We start from the raw sequence: 20,206 nt of genomic DNA, 5'->3' as shown, positions 1-20,206 counted from the left end.
TATTGTTTCGCCGAGTTGACTATGTCGGTCAGGGATAGGCAAGAGGCTTGCGTCAGTCGGCTGGGATGCGCTCATCCAGCGCCGTCATTCCGGGATGGTCCGAAGGACCAGCCCCGGAATCTCGAGATTTTCAGGTGCGCAAGGGCGCACCATAGCTCGCTTCGCGCCCCGGAATGAACCCGAAAAGCTGGTACCGCGTTATCGCTATCTGATATTGAGTTACGGGATTCCACCGGGAGAAATTTAATGCGCAAGATCCTGACCGTGCTGGCGGCGCTGGCCTCGCTGAGCCTCACCAATTGCGGCTACAACGCGATCCAGAGCGAGGACGAGCAGATCAAGTCCAACTGGTCCGAGGTCGTGAACCAGTATCAGCGCCGCGCCGACCTCGTGCCCAATCTCGTCAACTCGGTGAAGGGCTTTGCCCAGCAGGAGAAGGACGTGCTGCTGGGCGTCACCAATGCCCGCGCCAAGGTCGGCAGCATCCAGGCGACGCCCGAGGTACTGAACGATCCGGCCGCCTTCCAGAAGTTCCAGGCCGCGCAGGGCGAGCTCTCCAGCGCGCTGTCGCGGTTGCTGGTCGTCACCGAGAATTACCCGCAGCTCAAGTCGGACGCGCTGTTCAAGGATCTGATGTCGCAGCTCGAGGGCACCGAGAACCGTATCACGGTGGCGCGCAACCGCTACATCAAGGCGGTGCAGGATTATAACGTCACCATCCGCTCGTTCCCGAGCAACCTCACCGCGATGATGTTCGGCTACAAGGAGAAGCCGAACTTCTCGGTCGCAAACGAGAAGGAAATCTCGACCGCGCCGAAGGTGGACTTCAACCCGGCGCCGGCGCCGTCGAAGTAGACGCGTTCGGCTCCCATGCGCGCCCCACTCACAACTGTCATTCCCCGCGAAGGCGGGGAATCCAGTACGCCGCGGCTTCACGGCTCATGCACTGCGGCCTCTGGAATACTGGATCGCCCGCCCCAGTGCGCAGCGCGCACAAGGCGGGCGATGACAGCGAGGGTGTGGCGAGCGTATTCGGTGGTCGCCTCACTTGTCCTCGCCATCGCACTCCTCTTCGCGCTCCCCGCCTCAGCCGACGTCGCCGTGCCCCAGCTCACTGGGCGCGTGGTCGACCAGACCGGCACGCTGTCCAGCAGCGAGACCGCCGCGCTGTCGCAAAAGCTGCGGGACTTCGAGACGCGCAAGGGCAGCCAGATCGCCGTCCTGATCGTGCCGACCACGCAGCCGGAGACGATCGAGCAATTCTCGATCCGCGTTGCGGAGGCCTGGAAGATCGGCCGCAAGAGGATCGACGACGGCGCGATCCTCGTCGTCGCCAAGAACGACCGGCATCTGCGCATCGAGGTCGGCTACGGCCTCGAAGGCGTGCTCACCGACGTCACCTCGCGCCGCATTATCGACGAGATCATCACACCGAAATTCCGCACCGGCGATTTCGGCGGCGGCATCGCCGATGGCGTCGATCGCATGGTCCGCGTCATCGACGGTGAGCCGTTGCCGGTTCCTTCTCCCACCGTCAACTTCGGCAATCTGGACGATCTTGCACCGATCTTCATCGTGACGCTGTTCGCCTCGATCGGGGTCGGCGGGTTCTTCCGAGCCATGCTGGGGCGGCTGCTCGGATCCCTGGTGACCGGCGGCATCATCGCAGGGTTGACCTGGCTCATTCTCGGCTCCTTCGCGCTCGCCATGGCTGTCGGAGCCCTCGGCTTCATCATCGGATTCGTCGCCGATCTGTTTTCGGCGATCACGCCGGGCACCGGCCGCTCGCGCGGCGGCTCCTGGTCGAGCGGCTCCTCGTCGGGCGGCTGGAGCAGCGGATCGTCGAGCAGTGACAGCGGCGGCTTCAGCGGCGGTGGCGGCAGTTTTGGCGGCGGCGGCGCCTCGGGGAGCTGGTAGCGGTCATGAGCATCAAGCGTATCGCCAGACATCTCGTGCAGCATCATTGGCGGGCAAAGCAGATCTTTCCGCCGGCCGTGCTCGCCCGCATCGAGCAGGCGATCAAGCAGGGCGAGGCCACCCATTCCGGCCAGGTCCGTTTCGTGGTCGAAGGCGCGCTCGACGGCGCGCCGCTGTTCCGCAACCAGCCGGCCCGCGCGCGCGCGCTCGACGTGTTCGCTCACCTGCGCATCTGGGACACCGCGCATAACAACGGCGTCCTGATCTATCTGCTGCTCGCCGACCGCGATGTCGAGATCGTCGCCGACCGCGGCATCCACGCCAAGGTCGGTGTCGAGGGATGGGAAAGCATCTGCCGCGCAATGGAGACCGAGTTCGCTTCCAGCCGGTTCGAGCGCGGCGTGATCGCGGGCATCGAAGCGGTGTCGCGCGAGCTGGCGCGGCACTTCCCGCCGCACGGCCCGCAGAGCAACGAGCTGCCGGATGCGCCGGTCGTGATGTGAACGGAGCGCGCGCCGTTCTCTCGCGCAACGGCTCCGCCGCTGCGCGGGGGTGACGGAAGTGACAAGGGCTGCCCAGCGCCTATTCCGCGGCCGTTCATCTTCACCCGATTACAATTTGTTTCACGCCCGCCACACCGGTTCCACTTTCCCGGCCAAATTCGGCCCCGGATAACTTCCTAAAATTTCGGTAAGCGGGTCCGCAGGTAAGGATTTCGCAAGCAATGAAAGTTACCAAAAGGTCAACCCAGACTGGAGTATTTGAGCCGTGAGCGAACCAATGCCCGAGCAGGCTGCCCAGGACACCGGCGTCGTCGAAGCTGCTGCGACCGCGCCGCAGGCAGTCGAGGCCGCTGGGATCGAGGCTCCCTCGATTGCGCCGGACCATGAGGCGCCGCCCAAACCTGATCCGGTCAAGCCCGATCCGGTGAAGATCGAGCCGCCGAAGATCGAGGCGTCAAGGATCGAGGTGCCGAAGCTCGAAGCCAAAGCCGAAACCAAGCCTGAGCCGAAGCCCGGCAAGCTGATCGTCATGGCGCCGTCGGAGCGGTCGCGGAACGGCTCTTGGGACCGCGAGGATTTTGCTCCGCATGTGAAGGCGGAGGAGCCGCGCGAGACCGGCAGCAAGCGCCGCCTGTCGGCGATGGCCGCGGTGGTGGCGATCGCCGCCGGCGTCGGCGCCATCAGCGGCGCGCTCGCAACCGCCGGCATGATGCATTTCGCTGCCCCGGCCCAGGCGCCGGTGCAGGTCGCCGACACCAGCGCGATCGATGCTTCGGTCGCCCGGATCGACGCCGACCTCGTCGCACTGAAGGCCAATGTCGAGCACAGCTCGAAAACCGGCGTCAACCAGCTCAACCGGGCCAATGACCGCCTCGACAAGCTCGAGAAGGCGCAGGCCGAGCCGATGGCCAAAATCGCAAAACTGTCCGAGACCGTCGACAAGCTCCGCGCCGCGCCGCCCGCCGCCCCCGCGCAGGCCGCAGCAGCGGTGCCCAAGGAGACCACCGGCTCGATCGCGCCGACCCAGGTTGCGACCGCCGCCGCCGCACAGGCTCCAGTGCCGGCCGCCCCCAAGACCGATGTCGGCCGCCTGCCGACGGTCGAAGGCTGGCGGCTGCGCAACGCCGCCAATGGCGGTGCGCTGATCGAGGGCCGCGATGGGCTCTACGAGGTCTATCCCGGCGATCCCATCCCCGGCCTCGGCCGCGTCGATGCGATCCGCCGCCAGGATGGCCGCTGGGTGGTCGTCACCAGCAAGGGCCTGATCACCGGACGCTGAGCGGCTCGGATAGGACTTTCGAAAGGCGCTTCACCACGATGTGAAGCGCCTTTTTGCTTGAATAGGCGGACCGCCGCGGTGTTACCTCAGGCATGAGCCGCGCGTTGCGAATTCTCCTTGTTGCCGCCGTGTTGTTCGGCGACGCCGCCGCGCTATCGTCAGCGCAGACCGCGCCGCTGACGCGCGGCACGGCCATCACCGATCCAGATCTGCTGCGCAAGCTCGACGAGGGCGACGCTCTCACGCTCCAGCGCCTGTTGTCGCCGGAGCGCAAGGCGGGTGGTCCGCTGACGACCGACCGGCTGTTCGCGTCGCTGCCCCAGCTCAAGGACATTCCGCCGGCGATCGATGCGGAGTTTGACCGCTACATCATCAGGCAGAAGGCGGCCTATCCGAGCGAGAGCATCGGCGTCGGTGAGGGCTTTGACGTGCAGCTGTTCGATCGGGCCGTGCTGAATTCCCGCGACACGCGTTTCGTGCTCGCCGGCATCGTCAACCGCATGGACCGCGCCTACGCCTCGGAGGACTCCTGCGGCGAGATCCGGCTGATCTATCGGCTGGCGCGTTTCGACGGCACAACCGCGACGCGGCTGCCGATGACGCTCAATCTGGTGATGAAGGCGCGCGATGCGCGCCAGACGGACGCGAATGGCAAGCCGATCAATTGCGCCGAGCTTGCGCGGCGCTGGCTCGACAACGGCAACTGGCAGGAGCTGATCGGCAGTCGAGACGACGCCATGCTCGATCGCATCGAGACCAACATCCAGCTCTCGGTCGCGGCGAAGTCGGCGCTGCATGATTTCCGCTCCGACTATCTGCTCAAGGTGTTCAAGTACAATTCCGCCACGAAGGCCTTCGAGGAATCGACGCTGGAGAACCAGATCGACCGCGACCGGATCATGGCGGACGAGGTGCTTCGGCGCGACTTCAAGGCCTGGCTGCTCGCACCCGAGAACTTGCGCGAATTCGATCGCGGCACCGTGCTGATCCCCGAGAAATTCCTGGCCAGAAGCGCGGTGGTGCCGACGCCGGCCGGCCTCGATGCTTCGGCGCTGCAGCCGGAATTCGGCATGATGCCTGCTGAAGGGGAGGGCGGGGGCCAGCCGATCTTCACCGACAACGACGTGGTCGCTGCGTTGAAGCAGGCGGCCGCGCGCGGCGACATGCAGAACATCCGCTCGGTCGCGGGCTTCCAGCGCCGTCTCAACGACGTCACCTGCGCCGGCTGCCACCAGACCCGCGGCATCGGCGGCTTTCACTTTCCGGGCGTCGATTGGCTGGCGGACAGGCCGTCGAATTCCACCATCGTGCCGGCTTCGCCGCACTTTCTCGGCGACCAGCCCCGCCGCCGCGACATCCTGACCGCGTTCGCAGCGGGCACGCGTCCTGATTTCTCACGCGGATTTGCCAGCCGGCCGCAGACCCGCGGCAGCCGGGAGCTCGCCGGGAGCGAGTATCAGGACGGCTGGGGAGCGCATTGTTCCCTGCAAGACGCGGGATCGGGAACGCCAGATGAGAGTTTTACGTCATGGAGCTGTGCTAACGGTCTCACCTGTCAGGCTGCCGCGGCCTCGCGCCGCATCGGCATGTGCTTCATCAAGACGCGTTGAGCCCGCAAAGCGATTTGGATGATTCATGACGAATACTGGCGACGCCAACAAGGAGCGCAATCGCGAGATTGCGCGCAATGAGGAAGTCAAGCAGGTCACCGGCAGCACCCGCGTCAGCATCTGGGCGATCGCGATGGCCGTCATCGTCGGTGGCATCCTGTTCACGCTCGGCTGGCTGTCGCTGCGGTAATCACGTCGCGTAGTTCGTCATCCGCTTGCCCGGCAGCAGCTCGTACGCCGGCTTCCAGCCGGGCAGGGCGGCCATGCGGCCGAGCCAGGCATGGATGGCGGGATGGCTCGCCGCGAAATCGAAGCCGTGCTCGTCGCTGGGATAGTGCAGATAGGCCATCATCGAGATATCGGCGACCGTCGGCTTCGCACCGATCGCGAAGGCGTTGTGCTGGAGATGCCCGTCGAGAATGCCGAGGAAGTCCTCCAGCCGGCGGCGAAAGTGCTTCAGCACCTGCGGGTCGTTCTTCTCGGTGAAGGCGCGCATGAAGCGATAGGTCGCCATGTAGCCGGTGAGCTTGTGGTTGTCCCAGAACAGCCAGCGCAGCAGCTCGAACTTCTCTTCCTCGGTCTCGGCGCCGAAGCGGCCGTACTGCTCGGCGAGCCTGAGCAAGAGGGGCGCCGTCTGCGTCATCTTCACGCCGTCGACTTCGAGCACCGGGATTTCGCCCATCTCGTTGACGGCCTTGCGCCACTCCGCCGTGCGCGTGACGCCGCCGCCGAAATCGGTCCAGACCGGCTCGAACCTCTCGCCGCAAAGCGTCAGCATCAGCGCCAGCTTGTAGCTGTTGCCGGATTCGGGGAAGTAGTGCAGGCGGTAGAGGGGCATGGGACCTCGCGGCGTTCGTGTTCTGCCGATTGTTATAGCGAGATGGTCCCGCGTCGTCATTGCGAGCGCAGCGAAGCAATCCAGCAATGCATCTTGTTCAGTGTCGTCCCGGCGAACGCCGGGCCCCACACCGCGGAATCTATCGGTCGTAGTCTGGTAGACGTCCCGAACGACGTGTCTCCGCCAAACCACTCCCTGTGGTTATGGGTCCCGGCGTTCGCCGGGACGACAGCGGCGTGTGTGGCGCACGCGCCGGCGCTACCCCACCGCCCCCGAACCCCGCAGCTGCTTGATCGCCTTCTCGTCGTATCCCGCCTCGCGCAAAATCTCGTCACTGTGCTCACCCACAGCGGGCGGCTTGCGCGGCTGCACCTTCTTGGTGCCGTCGATCCAGATCGGGCTGGAGATGGTGAGCATGGTGTCGTTCTCGAACGGCACCAGCACCTCGTTGTCGAGCATCTGCTGGTCGTTGGGGATGTCGTCGAGAATGGCGACGACGCCGAACACGAGGCCGTTGCCGTCGAGAATCTTGCGCCATTCGGCAAGATCCCTGGTCGCAAAGGTTTCGTCGAAGATCTTGATCAGCTCCACCGAGCGGGCGTGACGGTCGGGTTTGGTGGCAAAGCGCGGATCGGTGATGAGGTCTTCGCGCCCGAGGCACTTCGCCAGCGTCGGAAACTGCTTCTCCTCGCTCAGCAGCGACAGGATCAGCCAGCGGCCGTCCTTGCATTGATAGTGGTTGGCGACCGCATTCAGCGCGCGCTCGCGCGGACGCCGCTCGCCGAACTTGGCGCCGCAGAGTTTCGCCTGGGCCAGCACGCTCGCGGCCCACACCCCGTTCGCCATCAGGTTGGAGGCGACGTGCGAGCCCTTGCCGGTCTTCTCGCGCTGATAGAGCGCGGTGACGATGGCGCCGTAGAACGCCATGGCGCAGGGGTGGTCGCCCATGCCGGCGACCGAGCGGGCCGGGGTGGTGTCGGTGTCGGCGCGGACGAGGTCCATCAGGCCCGAGCGCGCCCAATAGGCGTTGCTGTCGAAGCCGGGCTTGTTGGCCTCCTCGCCTTTCTCGCCATAGCCGGTGAAGGAGGCGTAGATCAGCCGGTCGTTGAGATGGGCGAGGTGATTATGGGTGATGCCGAGCTTGGCGCGCACCGGCGGCGGCATGTTGGTGATGAAGACGTCGGCCTCTGCCACGAGCTTGTAGAGCACGGCCTGCGCCTCCGGCTTGGCAAGATCGAGCGCGATGCTCTTCTTGTTGCGGGCTTCCAGCAGCCAGGCGAAATTGTGCTCGCCGGTCGGATAGCCTGGCAGGTTCGGCAGATTGCGGTAGGGATCGCCGGCGCCGGGCGGCTCGATCTTGATGACGTCGGCGCCGAAATCCGACAGCACGGTCGCGGCCGCGGGCGCTGCGATGAAGCTCGCGCAGTCCAGAACCTTCAGGCCTGAAAAGATGCCTTTTTCCATCGCGGCGTTGCTCCCTCGCTCTTGTCGTTTCCCGTGCGCTGGAATTGGCGCGGGCCAGATCGTGAGAGCATTAGACCGATGTTTTGCCGGGATGCAACGGCATCAGGCGCAGGGCCTCACTCCTCCCCCGCAAGCAGGGCAGCGTTGCCGCCGGCGGCCGCGGTGTTGATCGTCACGGTCTGCTCCGTCGCGAAGCGCGCGAGGTAGTGCGGGCCGCCGGCCTTGGGGCCGGTTCCGGACAGGCCGTTGCCGCCGAACGGCTGCACGCCGACCACGGCGCCGATCATGTTGCGATTGACGTAGATGTTGCCGACCTGCACGCGGTCGATGATGGCTTCGATGGTGTCGTCGATGCGGGAATGGACGCCGAGCGTGAGGCCGTAGCCGGTGCGCTCGATCGCCTGCAGCACGCGTTCGAGGTTCTCGGCACGGTAGCGCACGACGTGCAGGATCGGGCCGAACACCTCCTCGGTGAGCTGGCCGGCGTCTTTGAGCTCGAAGATGTGCGGCGCGACGAAGCAGCCTTGCGGCGCCGCGCCGGCAAAGTGCAGTTTCGCCTCGGTCTTCATCCGTGCGATATGCGCATCGAGGCGTTGCTTGGCCTCCATGTCGATCACCGGACCGACATGGGTCGCGACGTCACGGGGATCGCCGATCTTCAACTCGCGCGCCGCGCCCGCGATCATCTCGATCATGCGGTCGGCGACGTCCTCCTGCACGAACAGCAGCCGCAGCGCCGAGCAGCGCTGGCCGGCGGACCGGAACGCGGACGTCACGACGTCGTCTGCGACCTGCTCGGGCAGCGCGGTGGCATCCGCAATCATGGCGTTGATGCCGCCGGTCTCCGCGATCAGCGGCACGATCGGTCCGTCCTTGGCGGCGAGCGTCCGGTTGATGCTGCGGGCGACCTCGGTCGAGCCGGTGAAGACGACGCCGGCGATGTCGGGATGTGCCGTCAGCAACGCGCCGATCTTGCCGTCGCCAGTGACGAGATGCAGCGCATCTTTCGGGATGCCGGCTTCGTGCAGCAGGGCGACGGCCTCGCGCGCGATGCGCGGGGTCTGCTCGGCCGGTTTTGCGACCACACTGTTGCCCGCCATCAGCGCCGCCGTGATCTGGCCGAGGAAAATCGCCAGCGGAAAATTCCACGGCGAGATCGCAACGAAGACGCCGCGGCCGCGCATCGCGAGCGCGTTGCTTTCGCCGGTCGGGCCTGGCATTGCCGCATCAGCGCCGAACAGCTTGCGGCCCTCTGCGGCATAATAGCGGCAGAAGTCGGCGGCCTCGCGCAGCTCCGACAGTGCGTCGTCGAGCGTCTTGCCGCCCTCAACTTGCAGCATCGCGATGAAACGCGCGCCGCGGTTCTCCAGAAGATGCGCGGCCTGCTCCAGCGCCGCCGCGCGCGTGGCCGCAGGTGTCCGGCTCCAGGCCGCAAAGCCCACGCGCGCGGCAGTCACCGCCGCATTGGCTTGATCCGGCGTGGCATCCGCGATCGGCTCGAGCTCGGTCGCCTCGGCCTTGACGTCGGCGAGCAACCGGTCGAGCGCGGTGCGTGCGCCGAATTCGACGCCGCGCGAGTTGCGCCGCTCCGGCGCGTAGAGATCACCGGGCAACGGAATTTTCGGATGCGCCGCCGCTTGCGGCCGGAGAATAGCATCCGCCGGACGCTGCAGCAGGGCCGGCACCGGAACGCGGTAATCGGCGGCCTGCGCCACGAACGACGAGTTGGCGCCGTTCTCCAGCAAGCGACGCACAAGATACGCCAGCAAATCGCGGTGGCTGCCGACCGGCGCATAGGTGCGGTAAGCGATATCAGGATGATCCTTGGCGAGCTGCTCGTAGAGCGCTTCGCCCATGCCGTGCAGGCGCTGGAATTCGAATCCACCGCTCTTCCCGGCAAGCTCCAGCACGGTCGCAACCGTCAGCGCGTTGTGGGTGGCGAATTGCGGGAAGATGCGCGGCCGCAACGCCAGCAGCTTCGCCGCACAGGCGACGTAGTTCAAATCCGTCATCGCCTTGCGCGTGAACACGGGATAGCCGTCGAGCCCGCGCTCCTGCGCGCGCTTGATCTCGGTGTCCCAATAGGCGCCCTTGACCAGTCGCACCATCAGCTTGCGGTCATGCGCGCGGGCGAGTGCGTCGACGTAATCGATTACCGCGCTAGCGCGTTTCTGGTAGGCTTGGATGGCGAGGCCAAATCCGTCCCAACCTCTCAGCGAGGGATCGGCGAGCGTTGCCGCGATCATTTCGAGCGACAGCTCCAGCCGGTCGGCTTCCTCGGCGTCGACGGTGAAGTTGAGGTCATGTGCCTTGGCGCGCTGCGCGAGATCCAGCAGTTGCGGCACCAGCTCGGCCATCACGCGGTCGCGGCTGATCGCCTCGAAGCGCGGATGCAGTGCCGAGAGTTTTACGGAAATGCCGGGCTGGTCGGGGAGGGAATTGCTGCCCGCCGCCTTGCCGATGGTCTCGATCGCGCTGGCATAAGCGTCGAAATAGCGCTTGGCGTCCGCCGCCGTGCGCGCGCCTTCGCCGAGCATGTCGAAGGAATAGCGCGGCTTCTGGCCGGAGCGCGGCCGGCCCCGTTCCAGCGCCTGCTCGATGGTCTCGCCCAGCACGAAATGACTGCCCATCAGCCGCATCGCCTGGCGCGTCGCGGTGCGCACCGCAGGTGCCCCCAGCCGCTTCACCAGACGGCCGATGGTGCCGTCGGGCGTCTCTCCGGGCTGGATCACCCGCGCCGACAGGCCGAGCGCCCAGGCCGAGGCGTTGACCAGGAACGCCGTGGACTTGGTCTCGTGGTGGATGAAGTCGCCCTCGCCGAGCTTGTCCTCGATGAACTGGTCGGCGGTGCGCGCGTCCGGCACGCGCAGCAGCGCCTCGGCCAGCACCATCAGCGCCAGGCCTTCCTTGGTCGAGAGCGCGAACTCCCGCAGCATGTCCTCGACCCCGCCAAGACTACCTGCGAGCCGGTCGTCGCGCTTGCGGATCGCCTCGATCAGCCGCGTCGCGGTGCGGTCGATCCGGGCCTCCTGCGGCGGGGACAGATGCGATGCCGGCAACAGGCGCGCGGCGATCGCGGCATCATCGGGCGCGTAGGGGGCGGTGAAGGGCGGCGGGATGTTCGGCATGGCGTGTCCTGTGGCTAAAATCCAGGATAAGGCCCGCGTGACCGTAGTTCGATAGACAATCTAGCCGGTTTGCCTTAGAAAATGAAGATCATGAGCCACTTGACCTGATAAAACATGGAACTCGATCGAATCGACCGGAAGATCCTCTCGATTTTGCAGGAGGATGGGCGCATCGCCAATGTCGAGCTCGCCGAGCGCATCGGGTTGTCGCCGACCTCGATCGGCGAGCGGCTGAAGCGCTTGCAGCGGGAGGGCTTCGTCGAAGGCTATGGCGCGCGGCTCAACCCGCACCGGCTCGGTCTCGGGCTCCTCGTGTTCGTCGAGGTGCTGCTCGACAAGACCACGCCGGACAATTTCGAGCGGTTTGCGCGCGCGGTGAAGCTCGCGCCGGAAGTTCTGGAGTGTCACATGGTTGCCGGCGGCTTCGACTATCTTGTGAAGGCGCGGCTCGCGGACATGGCGGCGTATCGACGCTTTCTCGGCGAGACCCTGCTGTCGATGCCGGGCGTGCGCGAGACGCGGACCTATGCGGTGATGGAGGAGATCAAGCGCGACGCACCGTTACCGGTGGGCTGACGAAGTGCCGTCGCGATTGTCATTGCTGAGGCGTTGAACGGGCGGTCCTCGCGGGAAAATAGCTCTCCGTGTGCAGTCGCAACGCCTGTCGTCGAATGCACTGGCCGTCTTCTAAAATTTTCTTGGCCCGGCTCCCGGATCGATCCGGGAGGCAGCAAAAGCTGGCGGGCTTATACTTTGAGGTTCTCTGCGGAGGTCTTGCCCCGGTTTGCGATCTCTTCGTATTCCACCGTCTGTCCTTCGTTAAGGGACGACAGACCGGCTTTCTGCACTGCCGAGATATGCACGAACACATCCTTGCCGCCCGACGCAGGCTGGATAAATCCATAACCCTTCGTCGGGTTGAACCACTTGACCGTACCTTTAGCCATCACGACTTCTCCGCGGGTCTTCCTCCGAGATCTCGAACCGCCAATCCCCGCCAACCGGCCGGTTCGGTCCTAACAGGATACGCGGAATGTGGCCGGCTTGGTAGCTCAAACCACATCGGCCTTTCGCCGAATTCCGCTCAACTTCGCGGCGTTTTTGCCGGTTTTGCCCGTTTCGCGGTCAAATGGCCGGCGTGCTTCGCGCTGTCCGTCAATACGTCGCGGCCAGATAATCGACGATCTTGCCGACGTCGGCATCGTCGATCGGTGCGCCATAGACCTTGATCATCTTGGTCACCTCGGCCTGCCAGAAGCCTTTCTTGTCCTTCATCGGCGGCTGCGTCTTGACGTAGTCGGCCGAGTGGCAGGCGCTGCAATTGCCCTTGACGATTTCGAGATTGGGGCCTGCCTTGAAGGCGGCGACCTCGTCCGGAAGCTGGTAGTTGACGGGCGCCGCGGTCACGGCCGCGAGGCCGGTGGCGAGGGCGAGCGTGACGGCGAGGAGAACGGTGCGCTGCATGGTCATTCTCCTTTCAGGCCACGGTGACGCGGACGGTTTCGACGACATTGCGCAAGTATCCCGCCGGGTTCCAGCGCGGCGTGTCCGGCTGCGTCTCGCCGCCATTGCCGGTGGCGCGCACCTTGAGCTCAACGCTTCCCGCCGCAAGCTTCACCGGCAGCTTCCATTCGCGGAACGAATATTTGCCGAGATCCTTGCCGAGCTTGGCGCTCGCCCAGGTCTTGCCGCCGTCGGTGGAGACCGCGACGTCCTTGATGCCCTTGCCGCCGTCGAAGGCGATGCCGCGCAGGGTGGTGCGGCCAGCCTTCAGCTTGGCACCGTCCGGCACGCTGGTGATGAAGGAGCGAATGGTGAAGCGGTTGATCGGGATCGTCGCCTTCGGTGCGGTGCCGGGCTCGATCGCGTTATCAGGCGTATCGGGAATGCGATAGGCTGACTTCATCCAGAAGCCGTCATAGACGTTGTCGATGACGGTGATCTCGTTGAGGTGCTTGACCCAGTAGGTGCCGTAATAGCCGGGCACGATCAGGCGAAGCGGAAAGCCGTTGAGGAACGGCAAATCCTCGCCGTTCATGCCATAGGCCAGCATCACCTCGCCGTCACTGGCGTGAGCGAGATCGAGTGCCTTGACGAAGTCAGGCGTCTTGTCGCTGACCGGTCCGTCCATGCCGTTGAAGGTGACTTGCCTGGCGCCGGCCTGCACGCCGGCCATCTCCAGCACGGCCTTCAGCGGCACGCCGCGCCAGCGCGCATTGCCCATGGCGCCGTTGGCGAGCTGGCCGCCGGCGACGCGCGGCTCGAAGAAGCCGCGGCTGTTGCCAGAGCATTGCGCGACGGCGACGATCTCCGTCGCCTTCATCTTCCTGATGTCTTTCAGCGAAAGTTTCAGCGGCTTGTCGACCTTGCCCTTGACCTCCAACGTGAACTTGTCGGGGTCGAGATTGTAGGGCAGGTCGGAGAGGTGATAGCGCACGAAGAACGCATTGTTCGGCGTGATCGGGCCGTCGTTGAAGATCGTGAACGGTGTCTCGAGCTGTGGCGGCCGGCTGGTCAGGCCGATCATCGGCCGCTTCTGCGGATATTTCACCAGCGGCCGTTCGCCATTGGCAAACGGGAGCGTGACGGTATCGAGTGCCAACGCCTTGGTGGCATTCAATGTGGCCGCCATGGCGGCAAGCCCCGCTCCTTTGAGCAGGTCGCGGCGATCGAACATCTAGTCCCCTCCCGGAGCTTTTCGTTGGCCTGCGGTCATCACCGCGAGCCGCGCTCATCTGTCGCAACGATTTGAACGAAGTCAATTCGTGCTTTCGCAGCAGGCCCATGCCGCTGCGTTGCAGCAGGCCGGTGTTACGGATGTAGTGAGAGTCGAGCTGTAGCAGCGCGGGTGGTGGTGCGCCTCTCCCGCTTGCGGGAGAGGTCGCGCCGAAGGCGCGGGTGAGGGCTTTCTCCTCTGGGGGATTGTCCCGTTGTGGACAGACCCTCTCCCCAACCCTCTCCCGCAAGCGGGAGAGGGGGCGCACCTCTCGTGCGGCTGCGTTACGCCGCGACGCGCTCGCCGCGATCCACCAGCGCCGTCAGCCCCCGCGCATCCGCCACCACGCGCACCGCCATCGGCTCGTCGCGGCCGCGGATCGCGACCTCCTGTTGCGGCAGCGTATCGTCGGCGAGGCCCGCGGTGCGGCGGATTTCGTCCGAGACGATCGCCTCGCAGGCCAGCGTCTTGGTCATGTCCTGCAGGCGGGCGGCGACGTTGACGGCATCGCCCAGCGCCGTGAAGACGATGTGATCGCGATAGCCGATGTCGCCGATGATGACCTCGCCGCCGTGAATGCCGATGCCGAAGCGGATCGGCTGGCGCAGATCGTGGCTGAGCAGCTGGTTCAGCTCGTCGATATGGGTGGCGATGCCGGAGGCCGCCTTCAGCGCCTGCCGGCAGGCGGTTTGCGGATCGGCCGTGAGCCCGAACAGCGCCAGCATGCCGTCGCCGACGAACTGGTTCGGCTGGCCGCCATTCTCGATCACGGCCTGCGACACCGCGCCGAGGAAGCGGTTGACGATGAAGACGGTGTCGAACGGCAGCCGCTTCTCGGCGAGCTGGGTCGAGCCGCGCATGTCCACGAACAGGCTGACGAGATAGCGCTCCTGGCCGATCCGCGCCGGCGCCGAGGCCTGCGCGTTGGCCGACGACGTTTGCGGGGTGAAGAGCTGGAAGAAGGAGAGGTCCGACGTCGGCCGCAGCTGGCAGGCCAGCCTGATCGAGGGGTCGTTGGTGCCGACGCGGGTCAGCACGAAGGCCTCGCGCTGCGACGGCTCGGGCAGGACGCCATGATCGCCGATGACGCGGATGCGGCAGGTCGAGCAGCGGGCGCGGCCGCCGCAGACGCTGGCATGCGGCAGATTGTGGCGCAGGCTCGCTTCCAGCACGGAGAGGCCCTTGGGAACCCGCACCGTCCTGCCGTTGCCGTAGGACAGCGCGATCATGCCGCCGCGCCGCTCGCGCCAGGCCCGCACGCCGCGTGCCGCCAGCGCCAGGCCCAGCAGCCCAAAATAGGTGATGGTGAAGGCGCCGGTGATGCGATCGAGCGTCGCGGCCTCGGCCGTCGTGCCGACCTGGCGTCGCGTGAGATTGTGCGTGCGCCATTCCCCGTCATCGGCCTCGAGCGCGACGCTGCGGCCGCCCTGGTAGATGCCGAGCAGCGACAATGTCGGGACCAGCACCGCGGCGGCGAGCAGGTAGGGTGCGGCGCGCGTGAAGAACGGCTTGAGGCGGAGCCAGAAATAAATCCCGATGCAGCCGTGCACCCAGGCAATGAGAAGCAGGATCGTCATCTGCCAGAGCCGTCCCGGCGCTGCGACGAAGAACAGATAGAGCTCCTGGGGATAGAGCTTCTCGTGTCCGTACAGCGTCTGGCCAAGCCGCACCCCGATCACGTGCGCCATGATCAGCGCGGGGATGCTCAAGCCCAGCACGAGCTGAAGCGGCTCGACCGTCCGCCAGCGGAACTGCCGGCGCTGATACAGCGCATAGATGCCGAGCCCCATATGCGTGAGCGCCGCGGTGTAGAACAGGATCGCGACAGGGAGGAACTGCCAGAAGACGGTGTGGTAGTAGACCCCGGCCTCCATCGCCTCGACCGAGATATTGCCGAGCGCATGGTTGAGGAAATGGCTGATCACATAACAGAACAGGATCACGCCGCAGACGAGCCGCACCTGCCGCACGCTGGTGGCGCGGACGAGGTCGGACATGTGTGCAGGAGCGCTGGCCATGATTCGGTTGTATCAGTTCATCAAGGAGAACGGCCAGCGTAGCGGTTAATTCCCGATGTGGACAGGTTCGGGGATCACAAGCCCGACAAGGCTGCGAAATCGTAGGTTGGGCAAAGGCGCGCCCTTCGCGTCGTGCCCACGATGTCACGGTCAACTCCGCCGTCGTCCCGGACAAGCGCGCCCTCAGGCACGCGCCGATCCGGGACCCATAGCCACAGGAAGATGTTTGGCGAAGACTTGGAGTGACCAGGTCGCCCAACCCCCCTGTGGCTATGGGTCCCGGGTCTGCGCTTCGCTTGCCCGGGACGACACCTCTGTTGGGGCAACCCACATTGACTCCCCCTCCCAAGTTGGGGAAAAGCGCGGCCGTGACGATCGCTCCCGACATCTCTGTGAAGCCAGACGGCGCCGAACGCCGTCTCATCCGTGTTGCCGTGCTCGTCATCGCCGCGATGACGCTGCTCCGGATCGTCTACGCCTCCGCGATCGAGCTGCGCACCGACGAGGCCTATTACTGGACCTGGTCGAAGGAGGCAGCGCTGAGCTTCCTCGATCATCCCCCGGCCATCGCCTGGCTGATCCGTTTCGGAACCGCGATCTTCGGCGATACCACGCTCGGGGTCCGTTTCGGCGGCATCGTCGCGATGCTGGTGACGCAGTGTCTGCTCGCCGACATCGTCCGCCGCCTCACCCATGATGTGCGTGCCATATTGTTCGCGGTGCTGATGCCGGAAGCCGCGCTCTATTACGGCCTGCTGATGGCCAAGGTCGCGCCCGATGTCGCCATGATCCCGTTCGCGGTGGCGATGATGTGGTCGCTGGTGCGGCTGGCGCAAAGCGGCGACGGACGCTGGTGGCTTGCGGCCGGTCTGTTCGCCGGGCTGTCGATGCTGTCGAAGTTCACCGCGATCATGTTCGCCCCCGCGGTTGCCGCCTTTCTGCTGGTGCCGGAGTGGCGTTGGCGCTGGTTGCGCAGCCCCTATCCTTATCTCGCCGTGCTGATTGCGACCCTCGTGTTCTCGCCGGTGCTGATCTGGAATGCGCAGCACGATTGGGCCTCGTTCCGTTTTCAGGGCGTGCGCGCCACCGCCAATTACGGCATCTCGCTGCGGACCATCGGCGACTTCATCGGCCTGCAATTCGGTCTGGTCGGCTTCGTCATGCTGCCGGTGGTGCTGACCGGGCTGGTGCTGACGGCATGGCGCGGCTACCGCACGCGTGAGCCGGTTGGAATTCTCTTGTCGACGGCGGTGCTGGTGCCGTTCGCCTATTTCCTCTTCAAGTCGACCACGCTCAGGGTCGGCGACACCTGGCCGATGTTCATGTGGCCGGTCGGTTTCGCCGCGGCCGCCGTCAACCTCGCGGCCATGATGAAGGAGGATTGGTCGGCCCGCATGCTGAGATCGTCGGTGTTCTGGGCCAAGACAGCCGTCGGCTCGGGCATCGCCTTCGTCGTCATCGTGTTCCTCTATTACGTCGCAGCGCCCTGGAATCTCCTCGGCAAGATCGATCCGATCGGCGCCGAGGCCGGCTATGAGCAGGTCGCCGCGCGTGCGCAGGCCGCGCTGGATGAGACCGGCGCGACCTGGATCGCGACCACGGACTACCGCACCTATGCCATGATGCGCTGGCTGTTCAGGGGGCGCGTGCCCGTCATCGAGCTCAACGAGCGCGGCCGCTTCCAGGATTTCCGCGATCCCGGCCTGGACCGGATTAAGGGCCACGCCGGCATCTATGTCGGCCGCGAGCCGGACAACCGTTCCTCGCTATGGGAGAACATCCCAGCCAAGCGCGAGCCGCTCGGCGAAGTCGAACGCCGCTGGCGGGGTGTTCTCGCGGACACCTATGTGATCGAAAAGCTCACCGGCTGGACCCCCGAGCTGTCGCCGCCGAAGGATTCGCCGCTGTTTTGGTGGAAGGTGTTGGCTTTCCTCTCCCTCTCCCCGCTTGCCGGGAGAGGGTTGGGGTGAGGGGGACTCTCCGCGGGGGAGGTGACAGTTGAACTCGCGGAGAGTCCCCCTCACCCGGATCGCATCTGGCGATGCGCTCCGGCCTCTCCCCGCACGCGGGGAGAGGCGAAGCTACTCCTCCCCATCCTTCTTCCGCAGCAGATCCGTCGCCAGATCCGACAGCTTCGGCGGCGGCAGGGCCGCGAAGGGCAGCGGGCGCGTGACGTCGATCGCGGCGAGGCCCAGCCGCGCCGTCAGCAATCCGTTCAGCACGCCTTCGCCGAGCCGCTGCGACAGCTTCGCCGCAATCCCATGCCCGAGCATCTGCTGCACCAGGCTGTCGCTCGCGGCCATGCCGCCGGTGATGGCGAGATGGGCAATGACGTGGCGGAGCAGTCGGATCATGCCGAGCGCGCCGGGGCGGCCGCCGTAGAGATAAGCGAGCTGGCGGATCAGGCGCAGCGCGGCGACGAACACGAACAGCACGTCGATCGCCGCGCGCGGGCTCACCGCGGTCACGATCGAGACCTTTTGCGCGGCTGACGACACCAGACGCCGCGCCTCCGCATCCAGCGGAGACATCAACTCGCGTTCGGCGAGCCGGATCATGTCGGCGCCGTCGATGATCTCGCCGGTGTGGCTCTCCAGCGTCGCGCGGGCGCGGGCGAGCTGCGGGTTCTGGTGCGCGATCTTGAGCAGATCCTGCACGATGACGCGGCTCTCCTTGCGGTCGTCGCTGGCGAGCACGGCCGCTGCGCGCGTATGCAGCTGCTCGATCGTCGCCAGCCGCGCCAGGCCGAGTGCCTCGCGGCCGATCACCACCGCGAGCGCAAGGGCGGTGACGAGCGCGAAGGCGAGACCGACGTAGCCGAGGCTTTCGCTGCGCGCGAACAGGTCCTCGATCAGATGGACGACGCCGAGCCCGGTGCCGAGCAGCGTCAGTCCGGCGAGGCCGGACCAGAACAGCGCGCCCCAGGGAAAACCGCGGCGCGGCGGCAGCGCCGCTTGAATTGGCACCGGAAGCGCCAGGGGATCGGGCTCAGGCGTGATCTGGATGGTGGCGCGGCTGAGCCGGCTGGTCTCGTCGGCTTCGGTGACGACGACGCCGGGATCGTCGAGCCGGAACGTCGCCGGCCGCCGTGGCTTCGATCGGTCGTTCATGCGAGCTTGTCTCCGATCAGGAACTGCAAGGCACGGTCGAGGCGAATGTGAGGCAGCGTCGGCGGCTCGGTGCCTTCGCGGTCGAGTGTGGGCGGGCGGAAGCGCAGGAAACGGAAATCGCTTGTCCCGGCGGTCTCGGTCGCGAGGCCGCGGAACGCGGCATTGCCGTTGAACAGCGGCTCGGGATCCAGCGGCAAATCGCCCGGAAAGGTCGCAACCTCCGTGTTGCCATCGAAGAATTCGCCGCCGGCGCTTTCGCCCGCGGCCGGTGTTCCCAGGATCGACGGCAATTTGTCGCGGCCCTGCGCGACTTGCGCTTCTCTTGTCGCACGCACCGCGGCAAGCGCCACAACGTCGATCGCCGCGCCGGTAGTTTCCGCGCGCGCAACCGCGCCCGCGACGGCGCGGCGCAGCACGGCTTCGAGCCGGTCGTGGCTGGAATGGTGTAGATGGTCCGCCTTGGTCGCCGCAAACAGGATGCGGTCGATGCGCGGCCGGAACAGGCTGGAAAGAAAGGTGCTGCGGCCGATGTTGAAGCAGTCGAGAATGCCGGCAAGCGCGGCTTCGAGGTCGTGCAGCGCCTCGGGTCCGGAGTTGAACGCCGCGAGCGCATCGGCCAGCACGATCTGGCGATCGAGCCGGGCAAAATGATCGCGGAAGAACGGCCGCACCACGACGTCCTTGTAAGCCTCGAAGCGACGCACCATCATCGCCCACAGCGATCCCTCAGGCGCCTGCCCGCCGATGGGCACGTCGAGCGGCGCAAAGGTCAGCGCGGGAGAGCCTGCGAGATTGCCGGGCATCAGGAAGCGGCCGGGCGGCAACAGGCTCATTGCGAAGCGCTCGTCGCGGCAGGCGCGCAGATAATCGGTGAAGAGCTTTGCTGCGGTGAGCGTTGCCTGCTCGTCCTCGCGCGCCTCGGGCTTGAGCGTTGCGAGATGGGTGTGCCATTCGCCCGCAAGATGCGCGCGCGGCGCCTCGCGCGACAAAGCCAGGCTCTCCGCCGACCATTGCTCAAAGCTCTTCTGCAGCAGCGGCAGATCGAGCAGCCACTCGCCGGGATAGTCGACGATGTCGAGTGTCAGCGTGCGGTCGGCGCCGTTCGGGCGCTGATAGTCGATGACGAGCCTGAGCTCGCTGATGTCGACGGTCGAGTTCGGCCAGCGTCGCTCCTCGATCAGCGCGCGCAGATGGCTCTCATAGGCAAACCGCGGCACGGCATCGTCGGGCTGCGGCGCCAGATGCGCTCGTGCGATCCGGCCCGAGGCGTAAGCGTCGAACACCGGAAACCGGCCGCCGCGGGTCAGGCCGTGGATCAGCGCGGTGATGAACACGGTCTTGCCGGCGCGCGACAAGCCGGTAACGCCCAACCGCATCGTCGGGTTGAAGAAGTGCTCGCCATAGTCGATCAGCGCCTGCGCGGACAAGCGCGCTTCTTCGACCATATCCTGGAAACTGAATGCCATATGAACGTTAATGGATCGGGGGCGGCGGGACTGTGTGACCGATCACAAAAGTGGCAATTGCGTGAAGAAAATCAAGCTCCATACTTCCACCGTCTTTGTCGGAAATCAGCCGTTTGAACGACGCGCCGATCCCGAAAGACCCATAAAAGAGGACATT

At 65.8% G+C, this 20,206-nt stretch carries 17 protein-coding genes; 8 read left to right on the top strand and 9 right to left on the bottom strand.

The window, feature by feature from the left end; all coding sequences use genetic code 11:
* The first annotated feature begins 246 nt into the window (after positions 1 to 246).
* The 6 genes from AABA84_RS00260 (at position 247) to AABA84_RS00235 (ending at position 5,499) form a co-directional block, all read left to right on the top strand.
* Complete coding sequence (locus AABA84_RS00260) at positions 247 to 855, top strand: LemA family protein (protein ID WP_018317247.1); 609 nt, start codon at positions 247 to 249, stop codon at positions 853 to 855.
* A 150-nt stretch (positions 856 to 1,005) separates the two neighbouring features.
* Positions 1,006 to 1,917 (top strand): TPM domain-containing protein, encoded by a 912-nt coding sequence (locus AABA84_RS00255; RefSeq protein ID WP_338310872.1) that lies wholly within the window; start codon positions 1,006 to 1,008, stop codon positions 1,915 to 1,917.
* 5 nt (positions 1,918 to 1,922) lie between these two features.
* A complete protein-coding gene (locus AABA84_RS00250) occupies positions 1,923 to 2,420 on the top strand; it encodes a TPM domain-containing protein (protein WP_338310871.1) in 498 nt (165 codons plus the stop codon).
* Positions 2,421 to 2,697: 277 nt separating this feature from the next.
* Positions 2,698 to 3,699, top strand: a complete 1,002-nt coding sequence (locus AABA84_RS00245; RefSeq protein ID WP_338311473.1) for a hypothetical protein — start codon at positions 2,698 to 2,700, stop codon at positions 3,697 to 3,699.
* Positions 3,700 to 3,791: 92 nt separating this feature from the next.
* Entirely contained in the window at positions 3,792 to 5,309 is a 1,518-nt protein-coding gene (locus AABA84_RS00240) for a hypothetical protein (protein ID WP_338310870.1), read from the top strand.
* Between the two features lie 25 nt (positions 5,310 to 5,334).
* Positions 5,335 to 5,499 carry a hypothetical protein gene (locus AABA84_RS00235; RefSeq protein ID WP_271592401.1) on the top strand — a complete coding sequence of 55 codons (165 nt, stop codon included), beginning with the start codon at positions 5,335 to 5,337 and terminating at the stop codon, positions 5,497 to 5,499.
* Here the strand turns inward: AABA84_RS00235 and AABA84_RS00230 are convergent, their stop codons facing one another.
* The 3 genes from AABA84_RS00230 to putA all read right to left on the bottom strand — a co-directional run bounded on the left by AABA84_RS00230 (position 5,500) and on the right by putA (position 10,739).
* Positions 5,500 to 6,147, bottom strand: a complete 648-nt coding sequence (locus tag AABA84_RS00230) for a glutathione S-transferase family protein (protein WP_338308622.1) — start codon at positions 6,145 to 6,147, stop codon at positions 5,500 to 5,502. It lies immediately after the preceding gene.
* A gap of 258 nt (positions 6,148 to 6,405) precedes the next feature.
* Positions 6,406 to 7,611: a CaiB/BaiF CoA transferase family protein gene (locus tag AABA84_RS00225; protein ID WP_338310868.1), complete on the bottom strand. Its 1,206-nt coding sequence runs from the start codon at positions 7,609 to 7,611 to the stop codon at positions 6,406 to 6,408.
* Positions 7,612 to 7,727: 116 nt separating this feature from the next.
* Positions 7,728 to 10,739 carry a bifunctional proline dehydrogenase/L-glutamate gamma-semialdehyde dehydrogenase PutA gene (gene putA, locus AABA84_RS00220; protein WP_338310866.1) on the bottom strand — a complete coding sequence of 1,004 codons (3,012 nt, stop codon included), beginning with the start codon at positions 10,737 to 10,739 and terminating at the stop codon, positions 7,728 to 7,730.
* Between the two features lie 114 nt (positions 10,740 to 10,853).
* Here putA and AABA84_RS00215 point away from each other — a divergent pair, with 114 nt between their 5' ends.
* Entirely contained in the window at positions 10,854 to 11,315 is a 462-nt protein-coding gene (locus AABA84_RS00215) for an Lrp/AsnC ligand binding domain-containing protein (protein ID WP_018317238.1), read from the top strand.
* A 170-nt stretch (positions 11,316 to 11,485) separates the two neighbouring features.
* Here AABA84_RS00215 and AABA84_RS00210 read toward each other — a convergent pair whose 3' ends face one another.
* The 4 genes from AABA84_RS00210 to AABA84_RS00195 form a co-directional block, all read right to left on the bottom strand.
* Positions 11,486 to 11,686, bottom strand: a complete 201-nt coding sequence (locus AABA84_RS00210; RefSeq protein ID WP_008134691.1) for a cold-shock protein — start codon at positions 11,684 to 11,686, stop codon at positions 11,486 to 11,488.
* Positions 11,687 to 11,894: 208 nt separating this feature from the next.
* A complete protein-coding gene (gene sorB, locus AABA84_RS00205) occupies positions 11,895 to 12,203 on the bottom strand; it encodes a SorB family sulfite dehydrogenase c-type cytochrome subunit (RefSeq protein ID WP_212253553.1) in 309 nt (102 codons plus the stop codon).
* Between the two features lie 13 nt (positions 12,204 to 12,216).
* Positions 12,217 to 13,416 carry a SorA family sulfite dehydrogenase catalytic subunit gene (gene sorA, locus AABA84_RS00200; protein ID WP_338310865.1) on the bottom strand — a complete coding sequence of 400 codons (1,200 nt, stop codon included), beginning with the start codon at positions 13,414 to 13,416 and terminating at the stop codon, positions 12,217 to 12,219.
* 323 nt (positions 13,417 to 13,739) lie between these two features.
* Positions 13,740 to 15,473 carry an adenylate/guanylate cyclase domain-containing protein gene (locus tag AABA84_RS00195; RefSeq protein WP_338310864.1) on the bottom strand — a complete coding sequence of 578 codons (1,734 nt, stop codon included), beginning with the start codon at positions 15,471 to 15,473 and terminating at the stop codon, positions 13,740 to 13,742.
* Positions 15,474 to 15,925: 452 nt separating this feature from the next.
* Here AABA84_RS00195 and AABA84_RS00190 point away from each other — a divergent pair, with 452 nt between their 5' ends.
* Complete coding sequence (locus AABA84_RS00190; protein ID WP_338311472.1) at positions 15,926 to 17,443, top strand: glycosyltransferase family 39 protein; 1,518 nt, start codon at positions 15,926 to 15,928, stop codon at positions 17,441 to 17,443.
* A 111-nt stretch (positions 17,444 to 17,554) separates the two neighbouring features.
* Here the strand turns inward: AABA84_RS00190 and AABA84_RS00185 are convergent, their stop codons facing one another.
* Positions 17,555 to 18,583, bottom strand: a complete 1,029-nt coding sequence (locus tag AABA84_RS00185) for a YcjF family protein (RefSeq protein ID WP_338310863.1) — start codon at positions 18,581 to 18,583, stop codon at positions 17,555 to 17,557.
* Entirely contained in the window at positions 18,580 to 20,049 is a 1,470-nt protein-coding gene (locus tag AABA84_RS00180) for a YcjX family protein (protein WP_338310862.1), read from the bottom strand. The genes AABA84_RS00185 and AABA84_RS00180 overlap by 4 nt, the downstream gene beginning before the upstream one ends.
* Positions 20,050 to 20,206: the final 157 nt, after the last annotated feature.

Source organism: Bradyrhizobium sp. TM239, assembly GCF_036247985.1.
Classification (GTDB): domain Bacteria; phylum Pseudomonadota; class Alphaproteobacteria; order Rhizobiales; family Xanthobacteraceae; genus Bradyrhizobium; species Bradyrhizobium ottawaense.
This window is presented reverse-complemented; position numbering and strand designations above follow the sequence as displayed.

Coding starts and splice junctions, on each gene's coding strand:
- AABA84_RS00210 (WP_008134691.1), bottom strand. CDS start 11,686: ATGGCTAAAGGTACGGTCAAGTGGTTCAACCCGACGAAGGGTTATGGA.
- AABA84_RS00185 (WP_338310863.1), bottom strand. CDS start 18,583: ATGAACGACCGATCGAAGCCACGGCGGCCGGCGACGTTCCGGCTCGAC.
- AABA84_RS00250 (WP_338310871.1), top strand. CDS start 1,923: ATGAGCATCAAGCGTATCGCCAGACATCTCGTGCAGCATCATTGGCGG.
- sorA (WP_338310865.1), bottom strand. CDS start 13,416: ATGTTCGATCGCCGCGACCTGCTCAAAGGAGCGGGGCTTGCCGCCATG.
- sorB (WP_212253553.1), bottom strand. CDS start 12,203: ATGCAGCGCACCGTTCTCCTCGCCGTCACGCTCGCCCTCGCCACCGGC.
- AABA84_RS00230 (WP_338308622.1), bottom strand. CDS start 6,147: ATGCCCCTCTACCGCCTGCACTACTTCCCCGAATCCGGCAACAGCTAC.
- AABA84_RS00260 (WP_018317247.1), top strand. CDS start 247: ATGCGCAAGATCCTGACCGTGCTGGCGGCGCTGGCCTCGCTGAGCCTC.
- AABA84_RS00245 (WP_338311473.1), top strand. CDS start 2,698: ATGCCCGAGCAGGCTGCCCAGGACACCGGCGTCGTCGAAGCTGCTGCG.
- AABA84_RS00225 (WP_338310868.1), bottom strand. CDS start 7,611: ATGGAAAAAGGCATCTTTTCAGGCCTGAAGGTTCTGGACTGCGCGAGC.
- AABA84_RS00255 (WP_338310872.1), top strand. CDS start 1,006: ATGACAGCGAGGGTGTGGCGAGCGTATTCGGTGGTCGCCTCACTTGTC.
- AABA84_RS00235 (WP_271592401.1), top strand. CDS start 5,335: ATGACGAATACTGGCGACGCCAACAAGGAGCGCAATCGCGAGATTGCG.
- AABA84_RS00215 (WP_018317238.1), top strand. CDS start 10,854: ATGGAACTCGATCGAATCGACCGGAAGATCCTCTCGATTTTGCAGGAG.
- AABA84_RS00195 (WP_338310864.1), bottom strand. CDS start 15,473: ATGGCCAGCGCTCCTGCACACATGTCCGACCTCGTCCGCGCCACCAGC.
- AABA84_RS00180 (WP_338310862.1), bottom strand. CDS start 20,049: ATGGCATTCAGTTTCCAGGATATGGTCGAAGAAGCGCGCTTGTCCGCG.
- putA (WP_338310866.1), bottom strand. CDS start 10,739: ATGCCGAACATCCCGCCGCCCTTCACCGCCCCCTACGCGCCCGATGAT.
- AABA84_RS00240 (WP_338310870.1), top strand. CDS start 3,792: ATGAGCCGCGCGTTGCGAATTCTCCTTGTTGCCGCCGTGTTGTTCGGC.
- AABA84_RS00190 (WP_338311472.1), top strand. CDS start 15,926: ATGACGCTGCTCCGGATCGTCTACGCCTCCGCGATCGAGCTGCGCACC.